Genomic DNA, 25,338 nt, shown 5'->3' with positions numbered 1-25,338 from the left:
ATGGCACCACGTGGGTTACATCGATGTAAAGCGTCGGGGATCGAGAGGGTGTGCGTCGAAGCCGATTCGTGACAGGCCGATAAGATCGCGCCAGCTGGAGGGAAGGAGGGGGAGCGTGGCCGCCAGACCCCGGATCAAGGATGTCGCCGAATATGCGGGCGTTTCACCCAAGACGGTCTCCAATGTGATCAACGACTACGAGCACGTCTCCGAGGCGACCCGTACGGCCGTACGCGAGGCCATCGACGCGCTGGGCTACCGGGTGAACATCGCCGGCCGGCAACTGCGCCGCGGGCGCACCGGAATGATCACGCTCGCCGTCCCGGAACTCGATGTCGCGTACTTCTCGGAGCTGGCCAAGCATGTGATGGCAGCGGCGGACCGCCGGGGTCTGACTGTGCTTATCCACCAGACCGGCGGCGTGCGCGACCGGGAACTGGCCGCGCTGCACGGATTCGACGCGCAGTTCACCGACGGGGTGATCCTCAGCCCGCTGTCCCTGCTGCCACGCGACCTGGCTACCCGGGACACGCGACTGCCGGTCGTACTGCTGGGCGAGCGATATCAGGCCGGCTCGGCCGATCACGTGGGCATCGACAATGTGCGCGCGGCCCGGGAGGCCACCGAGCACTTGCTGGCCCGCGGACGGCGGCGTATCGCGGTCCTTGGCGGATCCCTCAAAGGACGACAGAGCACCGATCGACTGCGCACGAAAGGATACTGCGAGGCCTTGCACGCGGCGCGCGTTGCCTTCGAACCGGAGCTGGTCGTCTCGGTCGGTGCGTTCCACTGGCAAGACGGAGCGCGGGCCGTCGGCGAAGTGCTGGACCGGGGGCTGCGCCCCGACGCGCTGCTGTGTCTCAACGACCACCTGGCGCTGGGAGCTTTGCGCGCCCTGCACGAGGCGGGCCTCCAGGTGCCCGCCGACCTCGACGTGGTCGGCTTCGACGACATCGAGGCCGGGCGATTCAGCGTGCCCAGCCTCACCACGATCGCCCCGGACAAGGCAGCCATCGCCACCTCTGCGCTGTCACTCCTGGTCGACCGGATCGACCAGCCCACCGCCGGGGACGTGATCGAGCACATCGTGGAGCACCGGCTGCTGGTGCGGGAAAGCAGCGGGGGCACGGACCGAACGCCGTTCTCTCCCCACGCCGGCGGAACGGCGACCAGCTGACCGAGGTCGACGGGAACGTCGTCGCTGCGGCGGACGATGTCGAGGGCGACTCCGAGGTGCTGGACAGTCCAGTCGGTGTGGTGGCCGGTGTGACCGCCGCCGGCCCAGAGGTGCGCCAGCCGCCGGAAGTGCTTCTTCGCCGCGGGCAGCAGGCTGCGGGCAGCGTCCCGGTCGGTCGTGGAGGCTGGCGTGACCAGCACGGCCAGTCGGATGCAGCCGTCAGGGACGTGCCCGTGATGAAGCGCGTGGTAGTAGGCGGCTCGCCAGCGGGCGCGGGGGCCGGGATGCGGCACCGTGAGCGTGCCGTGGGCTTCACGGAGCCGGGCTAGTGGCTCGTCTCGCATCGTTGACCGAGTGATCGACGTGCCGTCCGGCGGACAGCACACCATCTCCAGTGATCGATCTTGGAGGTGGCCGTGGGGCGTCGACCGAGTGTGTTCGTCCGGCCGGTCAGCATGGAGGAGGGCCGCAGGCTGCAACGGGTCAGCCGGACGTCGAAGGATCCGGTGCGGCTGCGGCGGGCGATCGTGGTGCTGATGTCCGCCCGGGGCCAGACGGCCAAGGACATCACCTCGCTGATGCAGGTCGGCGAGGGCTACGTCCGTGACGTGATCGACGCGTTCAACGAGCGGGGGTTCGACGCCCTGGACCCGAAATGGAGCGGGGGACGCCCGAAGAGGATCAGTGAGCGGGTGCGTGAACACATCCGTCTGATCGCCCGGACGTCCCCCGCCGACTGGGGCATCACCGGCTTCGCCACCTGGAGCCTGGCCAAGCTCGCCGACCACCTGACCGAACGGCACGTGGTCCCCCGCATCAGCCGTGAAACACTCCGGCGGATCCTGCGCGAGGGCAAGGTCTCCTGGCAGACCACGACCACCTGGAAAGCCTCCACCGACCCGGACTTCATCGCCAAGATGCACCGGATCCTGGCCTTATACGACACCCAGCCCACCGACTGCCGGGTGCTATGCGTCGATGAGTTCGGCCCGCTGAACCTCCAGCCACGCAAAGGCAAGGCCTGGCGCCCGGCCGGCAGGCCCCACCGCCTGTGGGCGACCTACAACCGTCACGGCGGGGTGATGCACATGCTCGCCGCCCTCGACCTGGCCACGGGCAAGATCCACTACCGGATCCGCGAGCGCGAACGGTGACGCGAGTTCCTCGGCCTGCTCAAGGCCCTGCGAGAGCGCTGGCCTGGGGAGAAGCTCTACATCGTGCTCGACAACTTCTCCCCGCACCGGCACGCCGAGGTACGCGCCTGGGCCGCCGACAACGACGTCGAGCCGGTCTTGCTGCCGACCTACGGATCCTGGCTGATCTGGATCGAATCCGAGTTCGCAGCCCTGCGCTACTTCGCGCTGAACGGCACCGATCATCGCACCCACGACGAGCACCTTGCCATGACGAAGGGGCCGATAGTCTCGGGGAATCCTGGTTCGGATATCGCTACGCACGGAGGCCACGATGATGCGGTTGGCGCGGGGTTCAAGACGACTGTACGGCGTGATGCTCATACTGGCGGCGGTAGTCCTGCTCGCGGACCAGCTCACCAAACTGTGGGCGGTCTCCGCGCTGTCCGACGGCGAGCGCGTCGCCGTGATCCCGCCTTTCATCCACTTCCGGCTGCTGTACAACCCTGGCGCCGCGTTTTCCATAGGCATCGAGGCGACATGGGTGTTCACCCTGGCAACGGCAGCGGCAGTGGTCGGCATTCTCTACACCGCACGCCGACTGGCCTCGGCGAGCTGGGCGCTCGTGCTGGGCGCGCTGCTCGGCGGTGCGGTATCCCACCTGGGCGACCGACTCTTCCGCGAGCCCGGCCTGGGCCGCGGGCATGTTGTGGACTTCATCGACTACGGCCCGTTCGTGGGTAACGTCGCCGACATCGCGCTCGTCTGCGGGTGCGCTGGGTTGGTGCTGCTCAGCCTGCGTGGTGTGCAACTCGTCAAGGTGCCGGGCGAAGAATCCGCCTAACCTCCCTGTTTCGCTTCGAGTGGCTGAGCCGGTCCGAGCTGGTGTGCAGTGGTGGTTCGGCTGCTTTTCGTCGGCGGGCATGGCCGTGGCACGACGCGCGGGTCGGGTGCTCCAGGGTTCCTCGGGTGGTGGCGGGCAGGGGCGCTGCATGCTTCAGCTGGCTGGCCGGGGAGGGCTGGCCACTGGCAGCTCAGGTCTGTCAGCGGGTGCCAGGGCGGCCTGGGCGTGATCGTTCCTCAGACGCTGCTTCTCCTGCTCCACCTCTTTGGGGTGCTTGCCGTGCTTGAGGTAGAAGCGGCCCTCGGATGTGATCACTGCAGTCTGCCGTCCCGTGGCCCGAAGTCCTCCTTTAGCGCGACGTCCGAGTCCAGGCCCAAGTGGCAGTAAGGCGCAGTGGGGGCCGCGGCGCGGGGGGATCGGGTGGTTTTCATCCGAGCGGGTGCGCTTGTCCGCGGGGTGAGGGCCTACGGCAACGGCGCGACGGCGGCTGCCACCGACGCCCGTAGCCAGCGCCTTTGCCCCGGGTCCCGGATCGGCGACAGACGGCTCGCCCTCGGTCACCACCGAGCCGCTGCCCGAAGTCGTGAACATCCGGCGCGGTGCGCTGCCTTCTGATCCGTCCTGGAGAACCCGGTCCAGTGCGCGTCTCGCCGACGCGCGAAGCGAGGCCGGCAGTTCGGGCAGCGGTCCCGTGGGGCTGTCATCAGGGTCGATCACTATGGGGCTGTCCGGGAGGGTGCTGGCGACCAGAGCGCCGGCGGCAGCGGCTTCGCCCCGTCTCCGCCATCGACGCGTTCTCCCGAGGCGGTGACTCGCTGGAACGCCCGCTCTCTGCGGCGAGGTCGCTGTCGAACGGGCCGGTTCCCCACGTTCCCATGCATGGCTCCCTGATACGGCTGCCTCGGACGAAGGAATCCGGTCAGGCAGCAAATCCACTGGCCGACGGGTCTCGACGTCGACGAGCACCGTGCCGTAGACCCGTCCTTTGCGTGTCGCGCACTCATCAACCGCCACCACCCGCGGGGCCGGGACTTCGGGTTCGGGCAATGCATCGAGCAGCCGCAACACCGCACTGCGGCTGATGGACACCCCAAAGGCTCGTGCCGTCCGGGCGCCGGCCCGGCCGGCGAGGGCGACACCCACCGCGGCGAGAGCCGACCGCAACCGCTCCGTCCACCTGCTGTGCCGCCGGGTCAGTCCCGGCACCTGCTCAGCGAACGTCCGCCGAGCACACGAAGTCTCCTGGCAGGAGAACCGCCGGACTCGCAGCCGGAAAATCACAAGACGTCCCCCACTGGGCACGTCCGCGATGGACGGTAACAGCAGGCCCTCCGAACGGGGCGAGGTCTCTTCCACGACGCCGCGCTGTCGACCACACCAAGATCGGCCCGGTTCTTTTCAGGCAACTTCCCGGAGCCTGATCGGAGCGACAGCCTTCACTCAGTGTGCGCGCATCACGGAAAGCGAGCCAGAACCGCAAGAAGTGATCGAAGCCAGCACGTCGTCACCGATGACTTTCGGCGGTCCCGACGATCTCCATGCTCTGAGGACGAAGCGAGGAGTGCGAAAGATGAGCAAGTTCGTCTTGATTCCTGGGGCTGGCGGCGCGGCCTGGTACTGGCATCGTGTGGTGCCCGAGTTGCAGGCCGGCGGACACGACGCAGTCGCTGTCGATCTGCCCGGCGCCGACGAGTGCGTCGGGTTGCCTGAATACGCCGAGGCGGTGGTTTCCTCGATCGGCGACCATGATGACGTCGTGCTGGTGGCCCACTCGATGGGCGGCTTCACCGCCCCGATGGTCTGCGCTCATGTGCCAGTGGATCTGCTGGTGCTGGTCAACGCGATGGTCCCCCTGCCTGGCGAGACGCCTGAACAATGGTGGGACAACACCGGATCGACGGAGGCCCGCGTCGCGGCAGCCGAAGCAGGCGGGTACACCGCCGAGTTCGACCTGGCCACCTACTTTCTTCACGACGTGCCGGACGAGATCGTTGCTGCCAGCGCGGCGCACGAGCGGCCTGAGGCCAACGTCGCGTTCAGCCAGCCTTGTGACATTGAGCGGTGGCCAGACGTGACCACACGCGTGCTCGCCGCGGCCGGGGACCGGTTCTTCCCCTTGGAGTTCCAGCGCCGAGTGACGCGCGACCGCCTCGGGATCGACATCGACCAGGTGTCGGGCGGGCACCTGGTTGCGCTGTCGCGCCCGGTCGACCTGGTCGACCGGCTGATCGAGTACCTGCCCTGAACAGCGGCGGGACGTTCCCCTGACAGCGCCACAGCGTCGCTGTTTCCCACGAACATTCGCGAGCCCGTCGATCGTCGACCGCTGCTGAATCTCCTCGACAAACGCTGCTGCTGAACGTGAACGAAGTCACGGTGGCGGTGGCGTCCGTGCGGTTCTTGGGTGCCCGGCCGGCTGAGCCTGGTTCGGAAGCCGGTCCGTGCAGCGGCTGTGAACGCTCCCCACCTCATCGCCCTCGTTTGCGCCGGGGCCCGCTTCGAACGCGGCCACCTCGTCGAGCGTCCCGAAGTCCGCGCGGCATGAACGACCCAACCGATCCGCAGAACGCTACCCACGGCTCCGGGTCACGGGCGCGGGAAGCGGGCGCGCACGGCGTCGATGCAGGTGTCCCTGGACGTGGGCCCGCCGAACCGAAGGCGGTCATAGGCCGTGAACGCCGGCTCGAGGGTGTCGAGTTCGTCGACCAGAGCGTGCAGCCGCTCAGACCATTGCGCCGAACCGGCATCCGGCTCGTTCGCCGCGGCGCCGATCGCGGTCGTCAGGTAATCCTTGCGCTGAATGGTGGCCGGGGTCACCGAGTGCAGACACACGTACTGTCCGCTGAGATACGCATTCCACTCCGCCTTCCCGGTGATCGGGTCGGCCCAGTGAGCGGTGAACCACGCTTCGAGCACGTCTACGCCGCCGGCCTCGTCGGCGAGAGCGAACAGGTCGGCCGGCACCATCTCAGCACCGTCGGAGCGCAGATATCCCGGAAGCGGCAGACGCTGCCCCAGCATCAGCCGACGGACCGCATCGACATCGCGACCATGGACCGCGCACAGTTCCTCCAGGGCAACGAATTGCGCGCTGACATACACGTCATCCGCGTCGGTCATCGGATGGTCGCCGTTGACCTCCTGGAACCGCCCGACGAGCTGCTGCTTCAGGTCCGTCTCCGGCACAGGAGGCCTCCGGTGTCATCAGCGCGGGCATCTCCCGCACAGGACTCCGCACGCTACAGGCCGGACGGTTCGGCACTCACCGAACTGGTGTCGGACCTGCGAGGGCCCTCTGTCCGCCGGGGCTGACCTGCGGAAACTCCCGGCCCTTGGCGACGGGGCGCGGAGGGGGTGATGGAGGGACCAACGGAGGGGGCCCGTCCAATCCGGTCAAGGGGCTGCTCGGACTCGTCTGCGGTGCTCGCCACAGGGCGCTCCTGGAAGGCCGGGGGCCGACAGGGCGGGCGGGGCCCGGGGTGACAGCGGGAAGCCGCCGCCGCCCGGCACGGGGCCACGGACAGAGACGGGGCCGACGGCCGGGCGCAGCAGCGCGGCCGAGGCAGCCGACGGCCGGCACGACCCGGCGACGGCCCAGGACCGGGGAATGAGGCAGAGGCGGGCGCGGCAGGGGGACGGCCGGACGTCAGGCCGGCGGCGGAGACGGTTGAGGCAGGCTGCCCGGGGCGGCTCTGCCGGGCGGAGACGGGCGGCGAGCGGCGGCGCGGGCAGCTGGGCAGAGGAGGCGGCATGACGGGTGCCCGGGCAGCACAGTGATCCGAGGTGGGGCCCAGGAGCACGGCACAGCCTCGCCGCACAGACACATCGGAGCAGCCTGGGCGGGCCAGGCGGGCGGAGGCTCTGGGCACCAAGCGCAGGGGCAGCGCACGACCGCTTGAGGCGGCCGACCGGTGCAGGCGCGGCGCGGGGCCCGCAGAGCGTGACGGCCAGTTAAGCGGACGGTGGGAGCGGGTCGGCAGCCGGGCCGGAGGGAGAGCCGGGCGGCGCGGCGGGGGCGGGACGAGGACGCGGGGACGACCGCAGGCGGTGAGCCGCAGGACGCACGAACCGGCCGACGCGAGGTCGTGATGGAGAATGGATCTTGCGCGCTGAATGATCCTGGCCTGCCTGCGCTGTCGCGGGATCCGCTGCACCATCCCCGACAAGGCCGATCAGGCACGCGACTTCGTGGCCCGATATGAGGCGACGGTCCTGATCACAGTGATCAACGAGTGCTTGTGGCTTCCTGGTTTCGCCGCGGCGCGATGCGGGCCGGGAGCAGTTCTCGCAGGAGTTCCACGATGAGGTCAGGCCGCCCCACGAACGGTGAGTGGCCTGTCTGCCATTCGCGTACGTCGGTGCAGCGTGAGGCCATGGTGCGTTGGAGGGCGGGGTCGATGGCCCGGTCCTGTGCGCAGATGACGTAGGTAGAGGGAGTTTTCTTCCAGCTGTGGTGCCGGGGGACTCCTCGTCCGCAGCCAGAGGCCTGCGTACGCAGCAGGCCGATCGCCCGCGCTGCGAGCGGTTCAGGGCAGTCGCCGTAGAGGGTATCGGTGGCCAGGCGGGGGTGCAGGGTGGTCGAGCCATCCGGCTCAGTGACGATGGCGTCCTTGAGCTGTCGGGACGCGCCGCCCAGACGGGCCGCGCTCTCGCCGGCATCCAGCACGAACGCTGCCAGGTAGACCAGGTGTGCCGCTCCGCGGACCCCCGTGATCACCGACCCTCCGTAGGAGTGGCCGAGGACGACCGGGGGCTCGGGCAACGCGTCGACGACGGCCTGGACGGCGGCGGTGTCAGCAGCCAAAGAGCCGCGGTGGAGCTCGGGCACAGCAACCTCGGTTCCGTCCGTCCGCAATCCTTCCGCCACCACCGTAAAGTGCTCGGGACGGTGATACAGGCCGTGAACAAGCACCGCAGCAGCCAACTCGTCCGTCTCCTCAGATCGACACCAGACCGGTGAGCCTAGTGCTCTGACCGCATAGCTTCGCCGGGTTCGGGGTCGGGGCCGGTCTTCGACGGGTCATCGGCCCTCCCTCACCGCGCACGCGATCCCACCGTCGAAGACGCGGCCGCAGGGCGGCGGAACGCAGGACACGCCTGATGAGACGCTGTTCGCCGCCATTATCTACATGCTGGTCAGCGGCTGTGCCTGGCGTCAACTGCTGCCTTGCTTCGGCATATCGAAAAGTCGACCGCCCACCGCCGGTTTCTGATCTGGTCGGGAGCCGGCGTCTGGGGGCGGCTGCACGAAGCCGTGCTGCACCGACTCGACGAGGCCGGCCTCGTCGACGTCACCCGCGTCGTCCTGGACACCGCCCACGTCCGGGGCTGAAAAAGGGGCGAGGCCGTCCGCTGGGAACGACGCCTCGACCTGCACGACGCCCTCGTCTCCCTGGCCTGCGGCCTCATCTGCTGGAGACGCCTCAAGAAAGCCCGACCATGATCGTGTTACGAGCTCTGAGGGGCAGGGCGAACGGGACGTATCGTCGGCACGGGACAATAGGACGTCTACACGGCGCGCCAGGCAGTTCGTCAAGGTGCTCGCACGCGATCTCAAGGTCTGCGCGCAATTCTCCAGCACGTTCGCTTTATCGAGTTCGAGTTCTGACCCACCGAATTCAAAGTCTGCTACAAACCGCGCCGCGGGCCGTCACAGAAATACTTCGGCGGCGGCCCGCTTTGCCTTCCGCGCCCCGCTGCGAGGCCGAAAATGACGGCCCGAGAGCTCAGTTGCTGCGTTCTGTGGCGGGTCAGTTGCCGTTGGGGCCACTGTTACCGGTGGTCTGCTTCTTGTCGAGCGGCTTGATCACAATCTTGGTCATTTTCAGCTCCCCTGATGGATGCCAACACGCGAACTCTGCCCGGGTTGACGTAGTGTCAGTACTTCATGTGAGCTATGGGGGTGTCAAGTGGATCCGCGAATATGGGAGTTGATTGCGCGTGATCTCGCGTCCGAGAATAAAGCCAGAGCATGCCGCATACCGAACGACATCGGGCGCAGTACGGATGGGCAGTGTGATCTATGGGATCGGTGTGGAGATTGATGATCCCGAGGGATGGGTGTGGTCCCTCGCTCAGGCACTGGACGGCACACGCACACCCGACGAGGTGGCGGAGCGCGTCGCCTCCGCTCATCCGGTGATCACTGAGGCCGACGTCCTTCAGGCGGTGGAGGATCTTCAGGCCGCCGGCCACCTCGAGGATGCGGACGCCCCGCCCTCCCGGCTGTCGGCGGACGAGCAGGAGCGCTACGGCCGCGGTGTCCCTCTGCTGCGGTGGCTCGACCGCAGTCCTCGCCGCAGCGCCTGGGAGATGCAGGAACAGCTCGGTGCCGCCCACGTGCTGCTGATCGGTGTCGGCGGAACCGGCGGGTACGCCGCCCAGGCCTTGGTCGCCTCCGGCGTGGGGCACCTGCACTGCGTCGATCCCGACGGCGTCGAACTGTCCAACCTCAACCGCCAGCCCCTGTTCCGCGAGGCCGACATCGGACGCCCCAAGCTCGACAGGGCCGTTGAGGCCCTCCGGGCCCTCAACTCGCACGTCGAGATCACGGGCGAACGCCGGTGGGTGAACGCGGTGGCCGACCTGGCCGCGCTGGTGGAAGAGGGTCCCTGCCGGTACGACGTGCTCCTCCTGTGCGCCGACCAGCCACCGGAGATCAGCCGCTGGGCGAATAGGGTCTGCCTGGCGTCCGGGACACCGTGGGTCGACGGCGGGTACCGGGGCCCTTACGTGACCGCCGGCCTCTATGTTCCCGGCCGAGGAGCCTGCTGGGAGTGCCTGCGGACCGGCGAAGCCGAACACCGGGACCTGGGACTGCCGGCCGACCAGGAGGAGGAGGCGGCCTCGCCACGCATGCCGTGGAATCCCGTCATGGCCGTCACGGCCGGCTTGTCCGGACTGCTGATGGCCCACGGCGCCATCGCACTGCTCACAGGTGCCCCGCCGATGGAGCCGGGCCTGCGGTTCGGGATCAACCTGGCGGCCCTGGACGACACGGTCCTGCAGCGCTTCCCCCGCAGGGTCGATTGCCTCGCCTGCGGAACCCGGCAACGCCCCGATCCGAATCGCGACGGTGAGGTGGCGACCGAGCGGGCCACACGATGACCCCCCTGGAAACCGCCGCCCTCCCGGTGATCGGCGCCGACACCCGGATACGGCTCCACGACCTGGCCAGCCGGCCGGACGGCGCCGAAGAGGTGATCGTCGGACGGTTGGCGACCGGCGACTTCGTCAGCCTCCCCACTGTCGGCATGAGGGTCTTGGAACTGCTCTCCCGGCACCACAGCGTCGCCGAGACCCGCGCCGGGGTGGCCGAGGAGAGCGGCGAGGAGGTGGACGTCGCCGACTTCGTCAGCGAGCTGATCACGTTGGGGTTCGTGGCTGAGGTCGACGGCCTGCCCGTGCCGGCCCCCGAACCGCGGCGCCCCACCTTCCCCTGGCTCACACCCCGCCACGCGGCCTGGTCGCTCAACCCTGTCCTTCCCGTCGCCGTAGGCGTGCTCGCCCTCTCCGCCGCTGCCGCCCTGGCCGCCCGTCCCCAGATGGTGCCGAGCTACCACGACTTGGTGTGGAGCCGGTACGGAAGCCTGGTCCTGCTCGTGATGTTCGGTGTCGGGTGGCCCCTGCTCCTGCTGCATGAGGCAGCACACCTGATCACCGCACGCGCAGCCGGCGTCCCCGCGCGCATCGAGCTCGGGACCCGTCTGCAGTTCCTGGTCGTCCAGACCGACATGAGCGGGATCGAGCTGGCCCCGCGCCGCCACCGGCTCACCGCCTATCTCGCCGGCATCGCCGTCAACGTCACCGTCGCGTCCTGCGCAATTCTCGCCATGGCGTGGACCAGAGCCGGGTCTCCGGCCCACCATGCCCTCGCGATCCTGGCGATCCTGGCTCTGATCCCGCTGCCCTTCCAGGCCATGGTCTTCATGCGGACGGACGTGTACTTCGTCCTGCAGGACATCACAGGGTGCCCCGACCTCTTCGGCGACGGCCGCGCCTACGCCTGCTACCTGGCGCGCCTCCTCCTTCCGGGCCGCCGCCACCCCAGGCCGGCGGATCCCAGTGCGAACATGCCCGCAGCGCAGCGCGGGGCCGTCCGCATCTACAGCGTCGTCCTCGTCGTCGGCACCATCCTGTGTCTGGCGGCACTGGCAGCCGTCACCGCGCCCACCGACATCAGCGTGCTCGCCACCGCCGCCCGCCACCTCGGGCCCGGCAACAGCGCAGTGCAACGCGTCGACGGACTCGTGGTCCTGCTCCTCTTGGGCGGTGCCCAGGTGCTGTGGATCCGCACCCGCTGGCGCACCTACCGACGCCACAAAAGAAACCGGACCGAGCCGCAGTAACGGCTGCGCAGCCCGCACCTAGCTCCGTGACCCAGTGGTGCGCAAGCGCCACCATCGGCACCGCTCTGGGCGGGAACATCAAGCGTCGGGGCCCGCCGACCGAAGTCGGCGGGCCCCGACGCGCTCTCCCGCTCCTCACGTTCCCCCAGCCTGTTGAACTGTCCAACCAACTGGGGAAGGGAAAACGGGCGGGCTTGTCACCTCTTCTCGCGTCTCGGGGAACCCCAGCAGGCCCCCACGTAGTGCGTGTGGCTCAGCGCACCACCCTGCGGATGGTCTCGGTCAGGTCCGCGACGAAGCCCTCGGGGTTCTCGTAGTGGACGAAGTGGCCGCCCTTCATGTGGGCGTTGACGTTGACCACCGAAGCCCGTATACCCGGTCTGGATGACCCAGTACAGGTAGGACGCGGGCGAGCCCTGCCCGTAGGCCAGCAGGTCGACGTCACCGTCCGGGCGCGGCATCACCGCGAACGCGGCGGTGAGGCTGCCGAGGCGGCGGCCGAGCTGACCAGGTTCACGCGCGCCGCCCGCCCCCGGGCGCGCCCGGTCATCTCCCTGATGAAATCCAGCATGGTGGCAATCACCGCGAAGCCCAGCAGGTGCACCAGCAGGTTCGTGACACTGTCGACGCCGATGACCGCGTCGACCACCCGCCGCACCGCCGGCGTCCCCAGGGTCACCGAGGACGCGGACAGCGTCCACGTCGTCGACAGCACCCGGTTGCGCCGGGGAGCGGACCGCCATCCAGCCAGGCCGTACAGGGCGAGGAACCACAGCACCGGCAACACGGCCATCTCATACGGTCTCAATCGGCCCTCTCCACTCATAGGCGTCGGCGAACGTGCACATGACCAGGGAGAGAGTGTCGGCCGACTCGCGGGAGGCACCCGGCAGGACCGCCGGCACGGTGTCGAAGTGCTGCCACATCAGGGACGCAAGCAGTTCGGCCTCCTGCTCCTGGCCCGTGCTGGTCCGCGTGCGGTCGCGCGCCAGTAATCGAGCGGCCATCGCCGGGTCCAGGTCGGGGAAGAGCTGCCGCAGGACCTCGTGGTCCGGCTTCCCGTCCTGCCGGTGGTCCAGCAGCATGTGAGCCAGCTCGTGCAGGATGATATGCGCATGGTGGACCGGGCTGGTCACCGCGGAGTAGTAGGCGTGATCGGCTCGGCCGAGGGCGATCCACGCTCCGCAGATCCCCGAGCCCTCGGCGCCGGCCCGGGGCAGCGTAATCAGCCGCAGCGGTCGCCCCCGCCTGCGGGCCACGGCCTCGGCCACACCCTCGACGGTGAAAGGCTGCGGGACGGCCAGCTGACCGATCAAGCCGGCGCAGTGCCTTTCGAAGCGGTGCGGCACGTACAGGATCCCGCGCAACACCTGCCGGTCCGGCAACGGCTTCCGGCCCGGATGCCGGAACCTGCGTTCCCTCTTGGGCAGCAGCGGCTCGATCCGCTCAAGCTCGTTCAAGAGCAGCGGGGGCTGCCGGCGTGCGGACATGCAGTCCTGCGACGTCCACCGAGCCGCCTCGCGCGTAGCCGACCATCGGCCTGAGCGAGGTGGGCGGTGTGACCTCGGTCAGGTTGCCTTGGGAGTCGTAGGTGCTGCGTGGCCACCTGCCGCGGCAAGGCGCCGGACGACGCGGTGCCGGCCCGAGGCGACGACGGCAAGCCCTCGGCCTGGCGGCCGCCCGTCCCCACTCCCGCACATGGGAGGTACCTGAGAGTTCGCTCGCTGCAAACCCGCCGCGCGCCACCTAATTGCTTGACGAAACAAGGAGTTGTTATTAGGGTTCCTTCTCCAGACCCCTCCGGGTTCGGTACCAACTGGACCCGCAGACGGAAAATTGGTATGAAAACTTCCCGTTCCGCTTCGGCCGTAGTGGCTGTCCTCGCGGTCACGAGCTTGCTGGCTACGGTCCTGCAGACTTTGACCATCCCCCTCGTCCCCAAGCTTCCAGCGCTGCTGGACACTTCGCCCACGAATGCGTCCTGGGTTGTGACGATCACGCTCCTGACCGGCGCGATCACCACACCGGTAAGTGGTCGCCTCGGCGACCTGTACGGCAAACGGCGTGTCCTGCTGCTGATCATGGGCGCAGTCATCACCGGCACGGTCATCTCCGCGTGCACCAGCTCGCTGTGGCCCATGGTGATCGGCCGGGCTCTTCAGGGCATCGCGGCCGGCGTGATACCCCTGGCCCTCGGGCTCGTCAGGGACCAGCTACCGCCGGAACGAGTCGGAGGGGCCATGGCGTTGATGAGCGCCACCCTGGGCCTCGGTGGCGCAGGGGGCATTCCGCTCGCCGGCGTGGTCGCGGAGAACTTCGACTGGCACCTACTGTTCGTGGGCTCGGCGGGACTGGGCTTGCTCTGCACGATCTGGCTCGCCGTTGCGGTATCGGAGTCACCGGGCCATGCCCGAGGCCATTTCGACGTGACGGGAACCATCGGCCTGACCGTGGGGCTGACTCTCCTGCTGCTGCCGATCGTCAATGGGGCGCAGTGGGGTTGGGGAAGCACCCGGACCATAGGATCCGGCGCGATGGCGATCCTTGTCCTTCTCGGATGGGCCAGGCACCAGTTGCGCATCGACGCCCCCCTCGTCGATCTGCGGGTCACTGCGCGTCGCCCGGTGCTCATGGCCAACCTCGCCACTATCGCGACCGGGTTCGCGATCTTTGCGATGTTCTTCGTCTTCCCACAGCTTCTACAGGCGCCGCGTTCCACCGGTTACGGCTTTGGTCAGAGCTTGGTCGAGTCAGGGCTGGTACTGGTCCCGAACGGTCTGGTGGCCCTTCTCCTGACCCCGCTTGCTGCCCGCACGATCCGTCGCTACGGGCCCCGGATGGCCATGATTGTTGCCGCGGTGCTGATTGGGGCGGGTTACCTCCACGTGTTGCTGCGCACGGACAGCGTCGCGGACATCATCTTCGCTTCGGCCCTCATCGGAGCGGGTGCAGGTATCTCGACGGCGGCCGCGGCAAAGCTGATCAGCGACTCCGTCCCGATGACCGAGACCGCTTCCGCCAACGGCGTGAACGCGTTGATGCGCTCGATGGGAAGTGCCACGGGCGCTGCGTTGCTGGCGGTGATCCTGGCGCACGCCACCCTTCACGTCGGCCCCGCATCGCTGCCCTCGGAAGCGGGGCTGCGCACTGCGTTCCTGGTGGGGATCGGGGCTGCGGTCACGAGCCTGATCTGTGTGGCACTCATCCCGCCTGCGCGGGCATCCGTCAGTCCGGTGCCGCACGCCTCGCCGTTGGGCGACGGCGACGGCGAAGTAGCCACACTGCCGGTGGACTTGGCAGGGAAGTAGGCATAGGCATCAGTACTGCAATCACAGTTAGAGGGTCAGGTGTGATCGCGTGTCCTGGTATCCGTTGATCTTGGGGTGCGTCAGTCGGGCCCTGGCGTAAGAACGGCTGGTCGCTGGTGGAACGCACCGGTGAGGCCCATCCGGTCGGGACGCAGCGGCTGCTGGGCGAGGCGGACTGGGACGCTGAAACCGAGCGGGCGGCCGATCTGGCACTGCGCCGGCCAGCGCCACAGGAGCAGGCGAGCGAGCGAGTGGTTTCGGTGGCCCGTCCGCTCGGCCGGTCTCGCCCGGGGCTCTCGCGAGCCCTGTGAGCATGCGATACCTGCCTGTCGGGAGACCATGCCCGAGAAGCTGTACGACCCGAAGGACCGTTCAACGAGGCGGTCGCCGCGTTCTACGTCCAGGCCTCCGGCGGACTCGGTGACCTGTACGCGCCGGTCCTGTCCCTGACGGCCGGCGACACCGAGCGGCCGGGCCCGCTCTCCTACATCAAGGGGCTGCGGTTCATCCGGATCGAGGCGTTCGACACCGACGCCGCGGCCACCGCCACCGAACTGCTGCGCTTCGGACACTCCTGGGCCACCGTCCACGCCATCCACGCCGCCCGCCCCTCCCCCGCCCATCCGAGCGGCCGGTTTCTGCTCGCCCTGACCCCCAAGGCATACGCGGGCACCGGCGTCCAGGCCGTCCACCCCGGCCAGTAACACCGTCCGGTGACGCGTCGGCGAACTGGCGGCGGGCGGCGGGCGGCGAGATACTCCGCCGGGATCCGGGCGAGTTGTCGGGTAACGGCCATGACGGCAGTACCCGACGGCGTCCACCTCATTTTCAGACGCCGGTGGGCAAGCGTACGAAGCCCTGTGATGGATCCTGTCCGGAAACGGTACGGAGGCTTTCCCTGCCTGGTCCGGTCGAGGAGCCATCCCGCGGCTGATTGAGCCCGCCTCGAGAGGTCATCAGGTTCGGCGGAGGACATGTACCGCACGTCGGCAGCGGTGCGACAGCCGGATCCTGGGTGGCTCGTATCCGGGCGGTGCCGCCCCGTCGCGCCCGTCGCGGTTTGCCCCAGTGCCGGACCGCGGCCGAGTTCTCCGGCGGGACCGGCGATCGGGCGGCCGGCAACTGCGTCGGCCCTCGGCCGTCAATGTGCCCTCTGGCCCAGGCTCTCACCGTCAGCCGCGCCTTCGCCGGAATCGACCCCGCCGACCACGACACCGAGGTCGACCTCGACGCGATCTGCGCGTGGTAATCGTTGCGAAGAATGCCGCGCATCACGGTTTGCGGCGACCGGCACGCCGACCAGATGCCGCACCTGCTCGTGGGTGATCTCCGACCACTTCGGGTTCCGCGGCCGGAATCGGTCAGCGCCGGCGAACTCCACCCGCTGGAAGCGGGTCTCCTCGAAGGAGCCCTGCGGCCGGAGCCGGCCCTCCACCCATATCGGCGGCTGGTCCTGGATGGGGCCGCGCCGCTCCTACACCGCGCCCGCGAACTTCTCGACCCCATTCATCAGGCTCACCCCCTCCGCGCGGGAGACCTGGGTCGCCACCGCGACCGGGCGCGTCCCCTCCGCGGTGAACAACTGCAGCCGGAACGTTCCCGGCAACTCCGGTGCGGTGAACATGTGGTCGTCCACGCTGAGCCGGCGCGGCGCGGCCGGTGCGCGCAGCTCGTCCTGGCCACGCGGAGCCGACGCGGAGTCCGGGCCGGCGGGGGGTCATCAGTCATGCTCCGATCATTCCCGACCCAGCGGTGCACCGACCGTCGTCGGTCGCTTCCTGCCGCCTGCGCCCCCGGCAGCCTCGTCACCACGGCGGCACGGCCGTCCGCACCCCGGGCTCGCCCGCCTGCTCGCAGACGGTCGGTTCACCAGGTGCAGTGCACCTACGAGGCGGTTCCCGTGAACCAGGCTCGGGTGCTGCGCATGCCGAGAAGGACCAGCACGGCCGCGGCCAGGAGCACGCCGATCACGGCTCCCGGCGCTCCTTGCGCGACGTTGACCGCCTGCACGAGCAAGTAGAGCCCGGTGGTCACCGTCAAGGTGATGCGCAGGACGCCGCGCCCGGGCCGGAGGAAGAAGACGTGCGCGGCGCTGGCCAGGGCGGGCAGGAGCGTCAGGACCCGGTACCAGACCGGGCCCGGGTAGTAGCCGACCGCGAGGCCCGTCACGGCTATGACGACGATGACGCACAGCACGCAGAGCAGGGCGCGCAGCGCCGTGACCGTGCCCGGGCGCTTGCTGTGCGGCTTCTGCGGGGCGGTGGGGCCGGACTCCACGGCGGCAGCCGCGATCGTGCGCGGATCGCCGAGCTCGGCCAGGATCGCCTCCTCCTGCCCCGGGCGTTCGAAGAGGGCGACCTCGATGTGCTCGGCGAGGTCGGCGAGCAGCTCCTGCCGCCGGTCGGCCGGAAGCGCCGACGCCTCACGCTCGACAACGGCAAGGAAGGACTGTACGGAGTGGGAGGTGCTGAGGCTCATGGTGAACTCTGCTCCGGTTCGATCGGGGACGGCGGTTGGGGAGCGAGGAAGTCATCGACTGCGTCGCGGAAAGCGGGCCAGATCCCGGCGAAATCCGAGAGGGCGGCCAGCCCGGCGTCGGTCAGCCGGTAGTGACGGCGGGGCGGCCGCCCCCGAGGAGTCGGCCGGCATACGCGATGTGGAGCAGCCCCCGCACCGCCATCGGCGTCGCCGTCTTGGAGTTCCTCGACCATCCGACGGCCGCGTCGAGGACGGATCCGCGCTGCGCCGGGACATCGCCGCGGCCATCCGCCGGCACCGCCCGGAGTTGTTGATCACATGGAACCACCATGACGTGCTTCCCGGCGGCAGGTGAAACAGCCCCCACCACCGCATCGTCGGACGGGCAGTGCTCGATGTCGCAGCCGACGCGGGCAACCACCGGATCTTCCCCGAGCTGCTGACCGACCAGGGCCTCGAGCCCTGGGACGGGGTCCGCTTCATGGGTGTTGCGGGATTCCCCGCCCCACTCACCCGTCAGTGTCAACGACGCGGTCACGGAGCGCACCATGGCCTCGCTGGCCGCCGACGAGCCGCACCTGAGCTGCTCTCATGCGGCTGCCACGCGACCCATGGTGATCCACATGGTGAATGCGAACAGGAAGTCCCCACGCTCGGCCGACTGACGGACCGAGGTGAAGAATCGCTCCGTCAGCTCCGGCTGGACGCAGATCCGTAGCGCCTCGTCGTCGAAGAAGGGCACGACGGCGGCTGCGTCCTCAGGCACCGTGAATCGAAGCGTCACGGGGAGCGTGGTGGTTGCCCCGAGGCCCGCCTTCACCATGCGGGCACGGGCGGTGCGGCCTGCCGCAGGGTGCGGGAACGGGAATTGCTCCGCGACATCGGCCATGTGGTCGAAGCCGTCCCAAACGAAGGACGTCCAGTCGGTGTCGATCACACACACGCGGCCTCCAGGACGGGTCACCCGGATCAGTTCCTTCACCGCAAGATCGGGATCGGGCAGGTGCTGCAGAACCCGCTCGCACCGCACTCCGTCGAAGTGGCCGCTGGGAAAGCCGAGAGCCGTGATGTCACCGACCGAGTAGTCGACCGAGGTGCCGTCATGCCTGGATTCGGCGACCGAGACGGCCAGGGCGGACTGGTCGACGGCGGCCACTGAGCCCGCAGCGCCTACTCGCGCTGCCAGCTGGCGGGCCACCTCTCCTGCACCACACCCGACGTCGATCAGCCGCTCACCCGGTGCGGGCGCAAACATCTCGAATGCCGCGGACCGCATGCGCTGCATCTCGGGATGAGCCGCTGCGGCATCGAGATAGCGGATAACGCGGCGCTGTGCATCGTCAGCAGCACCGTCCAGGTGTGCAAACGGATTGCTGGGTGTCCGCGGTTTCTCAGCTCCGTGGGAACCATCGCTGTGCGCAAGAGGGGAGGTCGTGTCCATAGTCGCTTCCTGCTTCGAGAGAGGGAACAATTGATCGACATAGTACTTGCCGAGTGAAGTATCTGGAACATCTGCCCAGCACCGTCACGTCGGCCGACTGGATGGGACGACCTCTGGGACAGACACCGCTGGAGGATCGACGCGGACGTCGATGCCAACACCAAGCCCGCACTGACCGGGCATTTCCTCACCGCTTCACCATGGAGCGGGCTACCGAACTGGCGGCCTTCAGATCCCACGAACCCGCTGGTTTCGAAGTTCGACCGGCGCGCTTGCCTGAGAGCCTGTCACCTGATGGCAGTCACTGAAATTTCCAGGGTGGAGTCGGTGGTGTGGGGGCGAGTCCGGTAGCGGTGAGGCAGCCCTCGATCAGGTGGGGCCGGAGCTGGACCTAATTCGTGGCGAATTTTGCGGTCAAGGTAGCCGGGCGCGTGGAAAGCCGTGTGACCGCCAGGTCGCCGAGGCCCGCGTTCCGGCCTGCACGACCTCGCCGCCTTCACGCTCGACAGGAGGAGCACCTCGACGACGTCATCTCCGGCTATGGCATCGACATCGACCTCGACGTGATCCACGCGCGGTGGTCGTTGCGGAGCCTGCTGATGGTTCCGAGGGTGACGAACGCGTGGTGGATGTCGTCGCGGAGCGTGGCCGGTCTCCATGCCTGGTTGCAGAGCCACTGTTCGTCCCGCGCATCTCACAGTCGGGCCTTGCGGTGCCGGGAGGAGACTCGCCCCGGGTGCGTGGAGAAACACCCCGGAGTTGCCTTCCGGCCAGTGCTCAACGGACTGACCGTCCATCACTCGGTTCACGGAGATACCGCTGCGGTCACGGCAGCATGATGGTGCCGGACCGCTCGATCACCTGCTCGGCGCGCGCGGCCATGTCCTCGTCGAGGGGCGGCGGCGTCTCCCCCGGGCGCGCGGGCGTGCTGTGGTCCAGCATGAGCTGTTCCAGGCCGGGCGGCGTGTAGATGAACAGCAGCCTGGCGGCGTGCACGCCCGTGTTCCTGAATCCGTGCCGTATGCCCTTCGGTACGTGGATGAAGTCGCCCGCCACGGCGGTGAAGACGTGGTCGCCGTCGATGAACTCCAGTTGCCCGTCCAGCACGTAGAAGGTCTCGTCCTCCTTCGTGTGCGCGTGCGGGATCGGGCCGCCGCCGGCCGGAACGGTCGCCTCGATGAAGCCGAGGTTCCCGTTGGTCTGCGCGCCGGTGGCCTTGACCGTGTAGACGTCGTCCGCGCCCCACACGGTCGGACCTTCACCGGACGGGACGTAGAGCGCGCCGCGCCTGTTCCACATCGGGTCGTCGGGTGCCACTTCGTGCAGCAGAAAGCTCATGGGTTGCTCCGATGGTCAGTGCGACGCCGGCCGCCTCCGCGCCGGGCAACGGCGGGGCAGTCGCGGCGGCCGGTGCCCAGCATCGAAACGCACATTTCCTTGCCATGTCAAGTATGTGTTCTCACGCCGATGTGTCGCCTTGCCACGAGGTGCCGCCGGTCCGGGAGGCTTGTCGACGCCCGGTGCCACGCGAAGGTTCAGCGTGCCGGGCGGTACGTCGCGATGATCACTCCGCTGCTCGTGGGCCGGGCCCCGACCGACTGGAGCCTCTTCATCGGGGCGTCGTCGGTGAACAACTTCTTGCGGCCCTCGCCGGCCACCACCGGGTGGGTCAGCAGCACGAGCTCATCGAGCAGGTCGAGTTCCAGGAGCGAACGCACCAGCGTGGAACTGCCCGCGACGGTGATCTCCGTGCCGTCGCCCGGCTTGAGGTCGTTGACGGCGGACGCGAGGTCGCCCCTGATCAGCGTGCTGTTCGCCCAGTCCTCGACGCTGTCCAGCGAGGAGGAGACGACGCACTTGGGCGACTCGTTGATCCACTTCGCGAAACCGGCGTCCTCACCGCTGGTGACCGTCGGCCAGTACCCGGCCCACTCGGTGAACGTCACCCCGCCCAGCAGGATCGTGTCGGCCGTCTCCAGCGTGCCGGCCAGCGCCGCGCCCATCTCCTCGTCGAACGCGAACTGCCACTCGTTGGGCGACTGGGCCACACCGTCGAGCGAGACGAACAGACCCGAGACGACCTTGCGCGTGATTCCTCCACGACGAATACAGGGGTTCTCTGCCCGCCCCGGTCGGGGCGGGCCGGCTGGCCGGCCACGTCGGGGACCTTATGGCTGTATCGATGGCCGGGGTGGGTACACCGTCCCGGTGAGATTCGTACCGGTGTGGAAGTTGGCCTGCCCCCACGAAATGTGGACCACCGCGGCGACTCCTACAAGTCACCCTCGAGTTGACGTCCGTCACACCTTGACGCGGCGATGGGTGGAGAGCACCGCTCCCCACGGGCCCCGGGACCGGCACGTCGAATTGTTCGACTTCACACCCTGAGCGGATAAAAACACGAGAAAGATGCTTATGATACGTTTCATGAGCACTTCCCTGCCGTTCCGGGTGACTCCGCGTTCGTCCTCCTACTGGCGCGTGACGTTCGACAGCCCCCCGGTCAACCTGGTCACCTTCGAACTCTTCGCCGCGCTGGGGGATCTCCTCGATCGCATGGAGGCGGACGACGACCTCAAGGTCGTCGTCTTCGACAGCGCGGACCCCGACTTCTTCCTCGCTCATTTCGACATGCTCCCGCGCAGTGAGCCGTACGCGGGCCCCACCTGGCTGGAGGTCGCGGGACGCATGGCCCGGTCCCGCGTCATCAGCATCGCCTCCATCCGCGGCCGGGCGCGCGGGGTGGGCAACGAGTTCACCCTGGCGTGTGACATGCGCTTCGCCGCCAGGGAGAACGCCGTGCTGGGACAGCCCGAGGTGGGAGTGGGTGTCACACCCGGGGGCGGGGCCCCGGAACGGCTGCCCCTGCTGGTCGGACGGGGACGCGCACTGGAGATCATCGCAGGCGCCGACGACTTCGACGCCGAGACGGCGGAGCGGTACGGCTGGATCAACCGGGCGCTGCCCGACGCCGAACTGGACGCCTACGTGGACCGCCTCGCCACCCGGATCGCGTCCTTCGACCGCCGCCCGCTCTCCGAGGTGAAGACCCTGATCAACCGGTCCACCCTGCCGTCCGAAGCGGACCTGACGGCTGGCCAGGACACCTTCCGCGCCTCGCTGACCTGGCCGGAGGCGCACGACAGGATCGGCCGGCTGCTCCAGCGGGGCCTGCAGCAACGTGGCGACGTCGAATACGACCTCGGCGACCACGTCGCCGGGCTGTGACCGTCCGCCGGCACGCACCACTGCTCCCCCGTTCGTGACGCGACAGAGGACCACCGGACGCCCGGTGGGCCTCTGCGCGGCGTCCCGGCCGTCCCAGCCGGTGGTCGCACCCTCACAGGACAGGTGCCGTACGAACCAGTCGACGGCCGCGCAGCTGGCCGCGTCGAACTCCTCCAGGTACGGCGAGAAGTGTCCGCCCGGGATCAGTTCCAGCCGCTTGGGCTCCAGCGCGCGCTCGTACGCGGCGAGTGCCCTGTCGGTCGGCGTCATGGTGTCGTCACGGCCGACGATCGTCAGCAGGGGCGTGGGGGAGATCCGGTTGATGTACACCCCGGGTTCGTACATACGGCTGTTGCGGCTCGATCGCAGCGTCAGCCTGTTCTCCCACGGGACGTCGGAGTCGTACGGCCGGAGGTAGAAGTCGACGACGTCGGGAGCGTGGTACGGAGCGGGAACGGCCGGGTCCTCGCTGACGATCGTGACCGTCGCCGGGTCGTGCCCCCGCAACTGCGCGCGCTCGTCGTCGTAACGCCGTTCGATCTGCGCCTGGTGCTCCGGCAGGACGCGGCGCAGGGCGATCTCCATGCCGCTGACGATGAACACCTGCGTCACGACGGCACGCAGCCGGCGGTCGGTGGCGCCGAGCACCAGGGCGTGGCCGCCGGCGAGGCTGGTGCTCCGCAGACCGGTGCGGCCCGCGTCGACCTCCGGTCGTGCCTCCAGGTAGAGATCGCCCGCCGCCGGTCCGCGACCTGCTGCCACGGGTCGACATCGTGGCGCGGCGTTCCGGTGCTGGAACCGAAGGTGCGGTGATCGTGGGCGAGGACGACGAAACCTGCCTCGGCGAAGGCCCTGGCGAAGGGTTCGAGTCCCTGGTCCTCGATCCCGTCGAGCCCGATGGCCATGGTGATGGCCGACAGCGGCGTGCCGGCACGGTCGGGCACGAAGAGCCAGGACCCGAGGGTCGCCCCTTCCGCCGGTATCTCGACGTCGTGACGGGTGAAGGTCATGCACACCTTTCCGGGTCCGTAACAGCCTGCGTGTGTCCTACTCGGCGACGTGGCGGCCGAGGTCGACCTCCACGCCGTCGGGTCGCTGGAGCCCACGCTCGAACAGTGAGCCCACGCGGTGGGCGTTCTCGGGGCGTCCGGAGGTCTGGAAGAAGGCCTGCAGGCTGGCGCCTTAGGACTGCTCGGCGGGCAGGGACTCCGCGTCGACGAGGGCCTTGGTCCGGGTGATCGCCGCTTGTCGAAGCCCGCGATGCGGCGGGCGAAGCCGTCGACGAACCGCTCCAGTTCGCCGTCCGGGAGGACGCGGTTGACGTAGCCGTACGCCGCCGCGAGGTCGGCAGGGAAGTCGTCGGCGCCGGGCACGATCTCCAGGGCGCGCCCGCGGCCCACCAGGTGGGGCAGCCGGTCACTGGGGTTTCCTCCGGGGACGGATTCGACGCCGACCTCGAACTGGCCGAGGACGGCGCCCGGTCCGGCGAAGCGGATGTCGCTGGCCAGGGCGAACTCGCTGCCGGCGCCACGGGCGCGACCGTTGAGCTCGGTGATGGTGACGGCGGGAACCTTCCCGAGCCGGTACAGATTGTGTCGGCGAACGCGTGGAGGCCGGAGGGGGCCGGCCGCATCGCGGCGACGCGGGACCGGTCAGCCAGCATGTCCCAGTGCGCCAAGAACAGGTCGGGGTTGCGCTGCGGAAGACGACGGCGGTCAGCTCCGGGGCCTGCTCCATGCGGGTGACCAGCTCGGTCAGCTACCCGATGGTGTCGGGTCGATCAGGTTGATCTCTCCATAGGAGAAGGTCACCCGCCAGTAGGACGGACCGACCTCTTCGACGGCGAACTGTTCGTGGGTACTCATGGGTGTCTCCTCGGTCCAGGTGTACGTGTGTTTCCGGAGGTGTGCTGCGTCGCCGGGGCCGGGGCAGGCGGGCAGACGGGCGTGGTCACGACGATGGGCGGCCCTCGGGGCCGGCCGAGCGGTCGAGGCCCGGCAGGTGCCGCCCCATGCGCATCTCGAAGTCGCCGGGCCTGCCCAGTCCCTGTTCCCGCGCGGCGTCGAGCCGGCGCCGGCTGGCCGGGCGGGCCGCGGAGGACCAGAACGCGCGGCCGGTCCGGGCCTGGAGGGCGTGGGCGGGAAGCGTGACCTCGCCGACGAAGTCCTTCACCTCGACGAGCGCGACCTTGTCGAAGGAGGCGATCCTCTCCGCGACGTCCGTGACGAAGCCGTCCAGACCGGAGTCCGGAACCGCCCGGTCGACATAGCCGTAGCGCTCTGCGAGGTCGGCGTCGTAGTCCTGGCCGGTGAGCATGATCTCCAGTGCCCGGCCGCGGCCGGTGAGGAAGGGCAGACGGTGCGTGGGGGCGCCGCCCGCGACGAGTCCCAGACCGATCTCTGGCTGGGACAGCACCGTGTTCTCCCGGCCGGCGTACCTCATGTCGCACGCCAGGACGAACTCGCTGCCCGCGCCACGGGCGCGTCCCCGGATCTTGGCGATCGAGACGAACGGGCCCTCGGCGATCCGCGCCAGTACGTCCAGCCATGGGGGAAGGCCCGTGGGCCCGGCCGGGGGCGGGCTCTGGGGCGGCGGGGCGTCGACGTCGTAGTGCGCCAGGAAGAAGTCCGGAACCGCGCTGTCGAAGACCACGACGCGCACGTCGGGATCCTGCTCCAACTCCTCGACGAGAGCGGTCAGTTCGCTGATGGTGTGGCGATCGATGAGGTTGAGCGGCGGATGGTCGAAGGTGATCCGCCACACCCGGGGATCCGACCTGTCTATCACGAGGCGCTGCTGTGCGTTAACGGTGACCTCCGGGGATACCTAGCCTGAGACCTGTTTTCCAATCTAACATCTGGATTGGAAAAACCATCTCAGCGGTAGGATGGCGGTATGCCGAGAAGAAGCCACGCAGCCCCGACTGGTGAGGCACGCTGCTCCATCGTTCGCTCGCTGGAGGTCTTCGGCGACCGGTGGAGTCTGCTGATACTGCGGGAGGCGTTGAACGGAGCGACGCGCTTCTCGGAGTTCAGGGAACGTCTGCACGTGGCGAGCGATGTCCTCACCCAGAGGCTCGGCGTCCTGGTGGACGGCGGAGTGCTGGACAAGCGGCCCTACCGGGAGGCGGGCACCCGGCCGCGGATGGCGTACCACCTGACCCCCGCGGGGCGTGAACTCATGGTGGTCTTCGGTGCACTCCAGCAGTGGGGCGACCAGTACCGCCCGCACCCCGAGGGCCCGCTGGTGCGCCGGGGCAGCAGGTCGACCCGCCGCCCCCTGCGCGTCGCCTTCGTCGACGAGACCGGCCGGGAGACTCCGCTGGAAGACGTCGACCTGGCCTCACCGGTCGGGGCGGACGCCGAACGGCCGGTGGTGTAG

The 25,338-nt window shown here is 68.9% G+C and carries 20 protein-coding genes and 5 pseudogenes; 12 read left to right on the top strand and 13 right to left on the bottom strand.

From position 1 onward, the window contains the following. The first annotated feature begins 115 nt into the window (after nucleotides 1–115). The 5 genes and pseudogenes from ACZ5DC_RS37470 to ACZ5DC_RS37450 all read left to right on the top strand — a co-directional run bounded on the left by ACZ5DC_RS37470 (nucleotide 116) and on the right by ACZ5DC_RS37450 (nucleotide 5,399). Entirely contained in the window at nucleotides 116–1,177 is a 1,062-nt protein-coding gene (locus ACZ5DC_RS37470; protein WP_468660423.1) for a LacI family DNA-binding transcriptional regulator, read from the top strand. 416 nt (nucleotides 1,178–1,593) lie between these two features. Next, on the top strand, nucleotides 1,594–2,331 hold the full coding sequence (locus ACZ5DC_RS37465; protein ID WP_468660421.1) for an IS630 family transposase: 738 nt from the start codon (nucleotides 1,594–1,596) through the stop codon (nucleotides 2,329–2,331). Nucleotides 2,332–2,346: 15 nt separating this feature from the next. Beyond that, nucleotides 2,347–2,550 (top strand): annotated as a pseudogene (locus tag ACZ5DC_RS37460) (transposase); the annotation flags it as partial. A gap of 136 nt (nucleotides 2,551–2,686) precedes the next feature. After that, nucleotides 2,687–3,154, top strand: coding sequence for a signal peptidase II (locus ACZ5DC_RS37455; protein WP_468660482.1), 468 nt, complete (start codon nucleotides 2,687–2,689; stop codon nucleotides 3,152–3,154). Nucleotides 3,155–4,724: 1,570 nt separating this feature from the next. Further along, entirely contained in the window at nucleotides 4,725–5,399 is a 675-nt protein-coding gene (locus ACZ5DC_RS37450) for an alpha/beta fold hydrolase (RefSeq protein ID WP_468660419.1), read from the top strand. Nucleotides 5,400–5,740: 341 nt separating this feature from the next. Here ACZ5DC_RS37450 and ACZ5DC_RS37445 read toward each other — a convergent pair whose 3' ends face one another. After that, nucleotides 5,741–6,340 carry a DUF6058 family natural product biosynthesis protein gene (locus ACZ5DC_RS37445; protein WP_468660417.1) on the bottom strand — a complete coding sequence of 200 codons (600 nt, stop codon included), beginning with the start codon at nucleotides 6,338–6,340 and terminating at the stop codon, nucleotides 5,741–5,743. A 1,039-nt stretch (nucleotides 6,341–7,379) separates the two neighbouring features. Beyond that, nucleotides 7,380–8,078: an alpha/beta hydrolase gene (locus ACZ5DC_RS37440; protein WP_468660415.1), complete on the bottom strand. Its 699-nt coding sequence runs from the start codon at nucleotides 8,076–8,078 to the stop codon at nucleotides 7,380–7,382. Between the two features lie 124 nt (nucleotides 8,079–8,202). On the opposite strand from ACZ5DC_RS37440, the pseudogene ACZ5DC_RS37435 reads away from it, so the two are divergent. The 3 genes and pseudogenes from ACZ5DC_RS37435 to ACZ5DC_RS37425 form a co-directional block, all read left to right on the top strand. After that, nucleotides 8,203–8,498, top strand: a pseudogene (locus ACZ5DC_RS37435) (transposase); the annotation flags it as partial. Between the two features lie 662 nt (nucleotides 8,499–9,160). Continuing rightward, nucleotides 9,161–10,261 carry a HesA/MoeB/ThiF family protein gene (locus ACZ5DC_RS37430; protein WP_468660413.1) on the top strand — a complete coding sequence of 367 codons (1,101 nt, stop codon included), beginning with the start codon at nucleotides 9,161–9,163 and terminating at the stop codon, nucleotides 10,259–10,261. Then, nucleotides 10,258–11,502 carry a hypothetical protein gene (locus ACZ5DC_RS37425; protein WP_468660411.1) on the top strand — a complete coding sequence of 415 codons (1,245 nt, stop codon included), beginning with the start codon at nucleotides 10,258–10,260 and terminating at the stop codon, nucleotides 11,500–11,502. The genes ACZ5DC_RS37430 and ACZ5DC_RS37425 overlap by 4 nt, the downstream gene beginning before the upstream one ends. 460 nt (nucleotides 11,503–11,962) lie before the next feature. Here the strand turns inward: ACZ5DC_RS37425 and ACZ5DC_RS37420 are convergent, their stop codons facing one another. The 3 genes and pseudogenes from ACZ5DC_RS37420 to ACZ5DC_RS37410 all read right to left on the bottom strand — a co-directional run. Next, a complete protein-coding gene (locus tag ACZ5DC_RS37420; protein WP_468660408.1) occupies nucleotides 11,963–12,289 on the bottom strand; it encodes a hypothetical protein in 327 nt (108 codons plus the stop codon). A gap of 7 nt (nucleotides 12,290–12,296) precedes the next feature. Continuing rightward, entirely contained in the window at nucleotides 12,297–12,851 is a 555-nt protein-coding gene (locus ACZ5DC_RS37415) for a hypothetical protein (RefSeq protein WP_468660480.1), read from the bottom strand. Continuing rightward, nucleotides 12,843–12,992: pseudogene (locus ACZ5DC_RS37410) on the bottom strand (IS5/IS1182 family transposase); the annotation flags it as partial. The pseudogene ACZ5DC_RS37410 and the gene ACZ5DC_RS37415, both read right to left, overlap by 9 nt. Nucleotides 12,993–13,343: 351 nt before the next feature. On the opposite strand from ACZ5DC_RS37410, the gene ACZ5DC_RS37405 reads away from it, so the two are divergent. Further along, nucleotides 13,344–14,810, top strand: a complete 1,467-nt coding sequence (locus ACZ5DC_RS37405) for an MFS transporter (protein ID WP_468660403.1) — start codon at nucleotides 13,344–13,346, stop codon at nucleotides 14,808–14,810. A gap of 1,474 nt (nucleotides 14,811–16,284) precedes the next feature. Here ACZ5DC_RS37405 and ACZ5DC_RS37400 read toward each other — a convergent pair. After that, nucleotides 16,285–16,434, bottom strand: a complete 150-nt coding sequence (locus tag ACZ5DC_RS37400) for a hypothetical protein (protein ID WP_468660401.1) — start codon at nucleotides 16,432–16,434, stop codon at nucleotides 16,285–16,287. A gap of 260 nt (nucleotides 16,435–16,694) precedes the next feature. After that, the gene (locus ACZ5DC_RS37395; protein WP_468660399.1) at nucleotides 16,695–17,288 is read right to left on the bottom strand and encodes a DUF1700 domain-containing protein; all 594 of its coding nucleotides are present in this window, start codon (nucleotides 17,286–17,288) and stop codon (nucleotides 16,695–16,697) included. 197 nt (nucleotides 17,289–17,485) lie between these two features. Here ACZ5DC_RS37395 and ACZ5DC_RS37390 point away from each other — a divergent pair. Continuing rightward, nucleotides 17,486–17,796: pseudogene (locus ACZ5DC_RS37390) on the top strand (PIG-L deacetylase family protein); the annotation flags it as partial. A gap of 81 nt (nucleotides 17,797–17,877) precedes the next feature. Here the strand turns inward: ACZ5DC_RS37390 and ACZ5DC_RS37385 are convergent. The 3 genes from ACZ5DC_RS37385 to ACZ5DC_RS37375 form a co-directional block, all read right to left on the bottom strand. Beyond that, nucleotides 17,878–18,729, bottom strand: a complete 852-nt coding sequence (locus ACZ5DC_RS37385; RefSeq protein ID WP_468660397.1) for a methyltransferase domain-containing protein — start codon at nucleotides 18,727–18,729, stop codon at nucleotides 17,878–17,880. An 825-nt stretch (nucleotides 18,730–19,554) separates the two neighbouring features. Further along, entirely contained in the window at nucleotides 19,555–20,067 is a 513-nt protein-coding gene (locus tag ACZ5DC_RS37380) for a cupin domain-containing protein (RefSeq protein WP_468660395.1), read from the bottom strand. A 197-nt stretch (nucleotides 20,068–20,264) separates the two neighbouring features. Continuing rightward, nucleotides 20,265–20,822: a dihydrofolate reductase family protein gene (locus ACZ5DC_RS37375; protein WP_468660478.1), complete on the bottom strand. Its 558-nt coding sequence runs from the start codon at nucleotides 20,820–20,822 to the stop codon at nucleotides 20,265–20,267. Nucleotides 20,823–21,156: 334 nt separating this feature from the next. Here ACZ5DC_RS37375 and ACZ5DC_RS37370 point away from each other — a divergent pair, with 334 nt between their 5' ends. Continuing rightward, the gene (locus ACZ5DC_RS37370; protein WP_468660393.1) at nucleotides 21,157–21,957 is read left to right on the top strand and encodes an enoyl-CoA hydratase/isomerase family protein; all 801 of its coding nucleotides are present in this window, start codon (nucleotides 21,157–21,159) and stop codon (nucleotides 21,955–21,957) included. Nucleotides 21,958–22,565: 608 nt separating this feature from the next. Here ACZ5DC_RS37370 and ACZ5DC_RS37365 read toward each other — a convergent pair. The 3 genes and pseudogenes from ACZ5DC_RS37365 to ACZ5DC_RS37355 all read right to left on the bottom strand — a co-directional run bounded on the left by ACZ5DC_RS37365 (nucleotide 22,566) and on the right by ACZ5DC_RS37355 (nucleotide 24,744). Next, complete coding sequence (locus ACZ5DC_RS37365; protein WP_468660391.1) at nucleotides 22,566–22,967, bottom strand: alpha/beta hydrolase family protein; 402 nt, start codon at nucleotides 22,965–22,967, stop codon at nucleotides 22,566–22,568. Nucleotides 22,968–23,300: 333 nt separating this feature from the next. After that, nucleotides 23,301–23,513 (bottom strand): annotated as a pseudogene (locus ACZ5DC_RS37360) (enoyl-CoA hydratase-related protein); the annotation flags it as partial. A gap of 394 nt (nucleotides 23,514–23,907) precedes the next feature. Next, nucleotides 23,908–24,744 carry an enoyl-CoA hydratase/isomerase family protein gene (locus tag ACZ5DC_RS37355; RefSeq protein ID WP_468660389.1) on the bottom strand — a complete coding sequence of 279 codons (837 nt, stop codon included), beginning with the start codon at nucleotides 24,742–24,744 and terminating at the stop codon, nucleotides 23,908–23,910. Nucleotides 24,745–24,852: 108 nt separating this feature from the next. Here ACZ5DC_RS37355 and ACZ5DC_RS37350 point away from each other — a divergent pair, with 108 nt between their 5' ends. Beyond that, the gene (locus tag ACZ5DC_RS37350; RefSeq protein ID WP_468660387.1) at nucleotides 24,853–25,338 is read left to right on the top strand and encodes a winged helix-turn-helix transcriptional regulator; all 486 of its coding nucleotides are present in this window, start codon (nucleotides 24,853–24,855) and stop codon (nucleotides 25,336–25,338) included.

The organism is Streptomyces sp. NPDC031445 (assembly GCF_055581365.1).
This window is presented reverse-complemented; position numbering and strand designations above follow the sequence as displayed.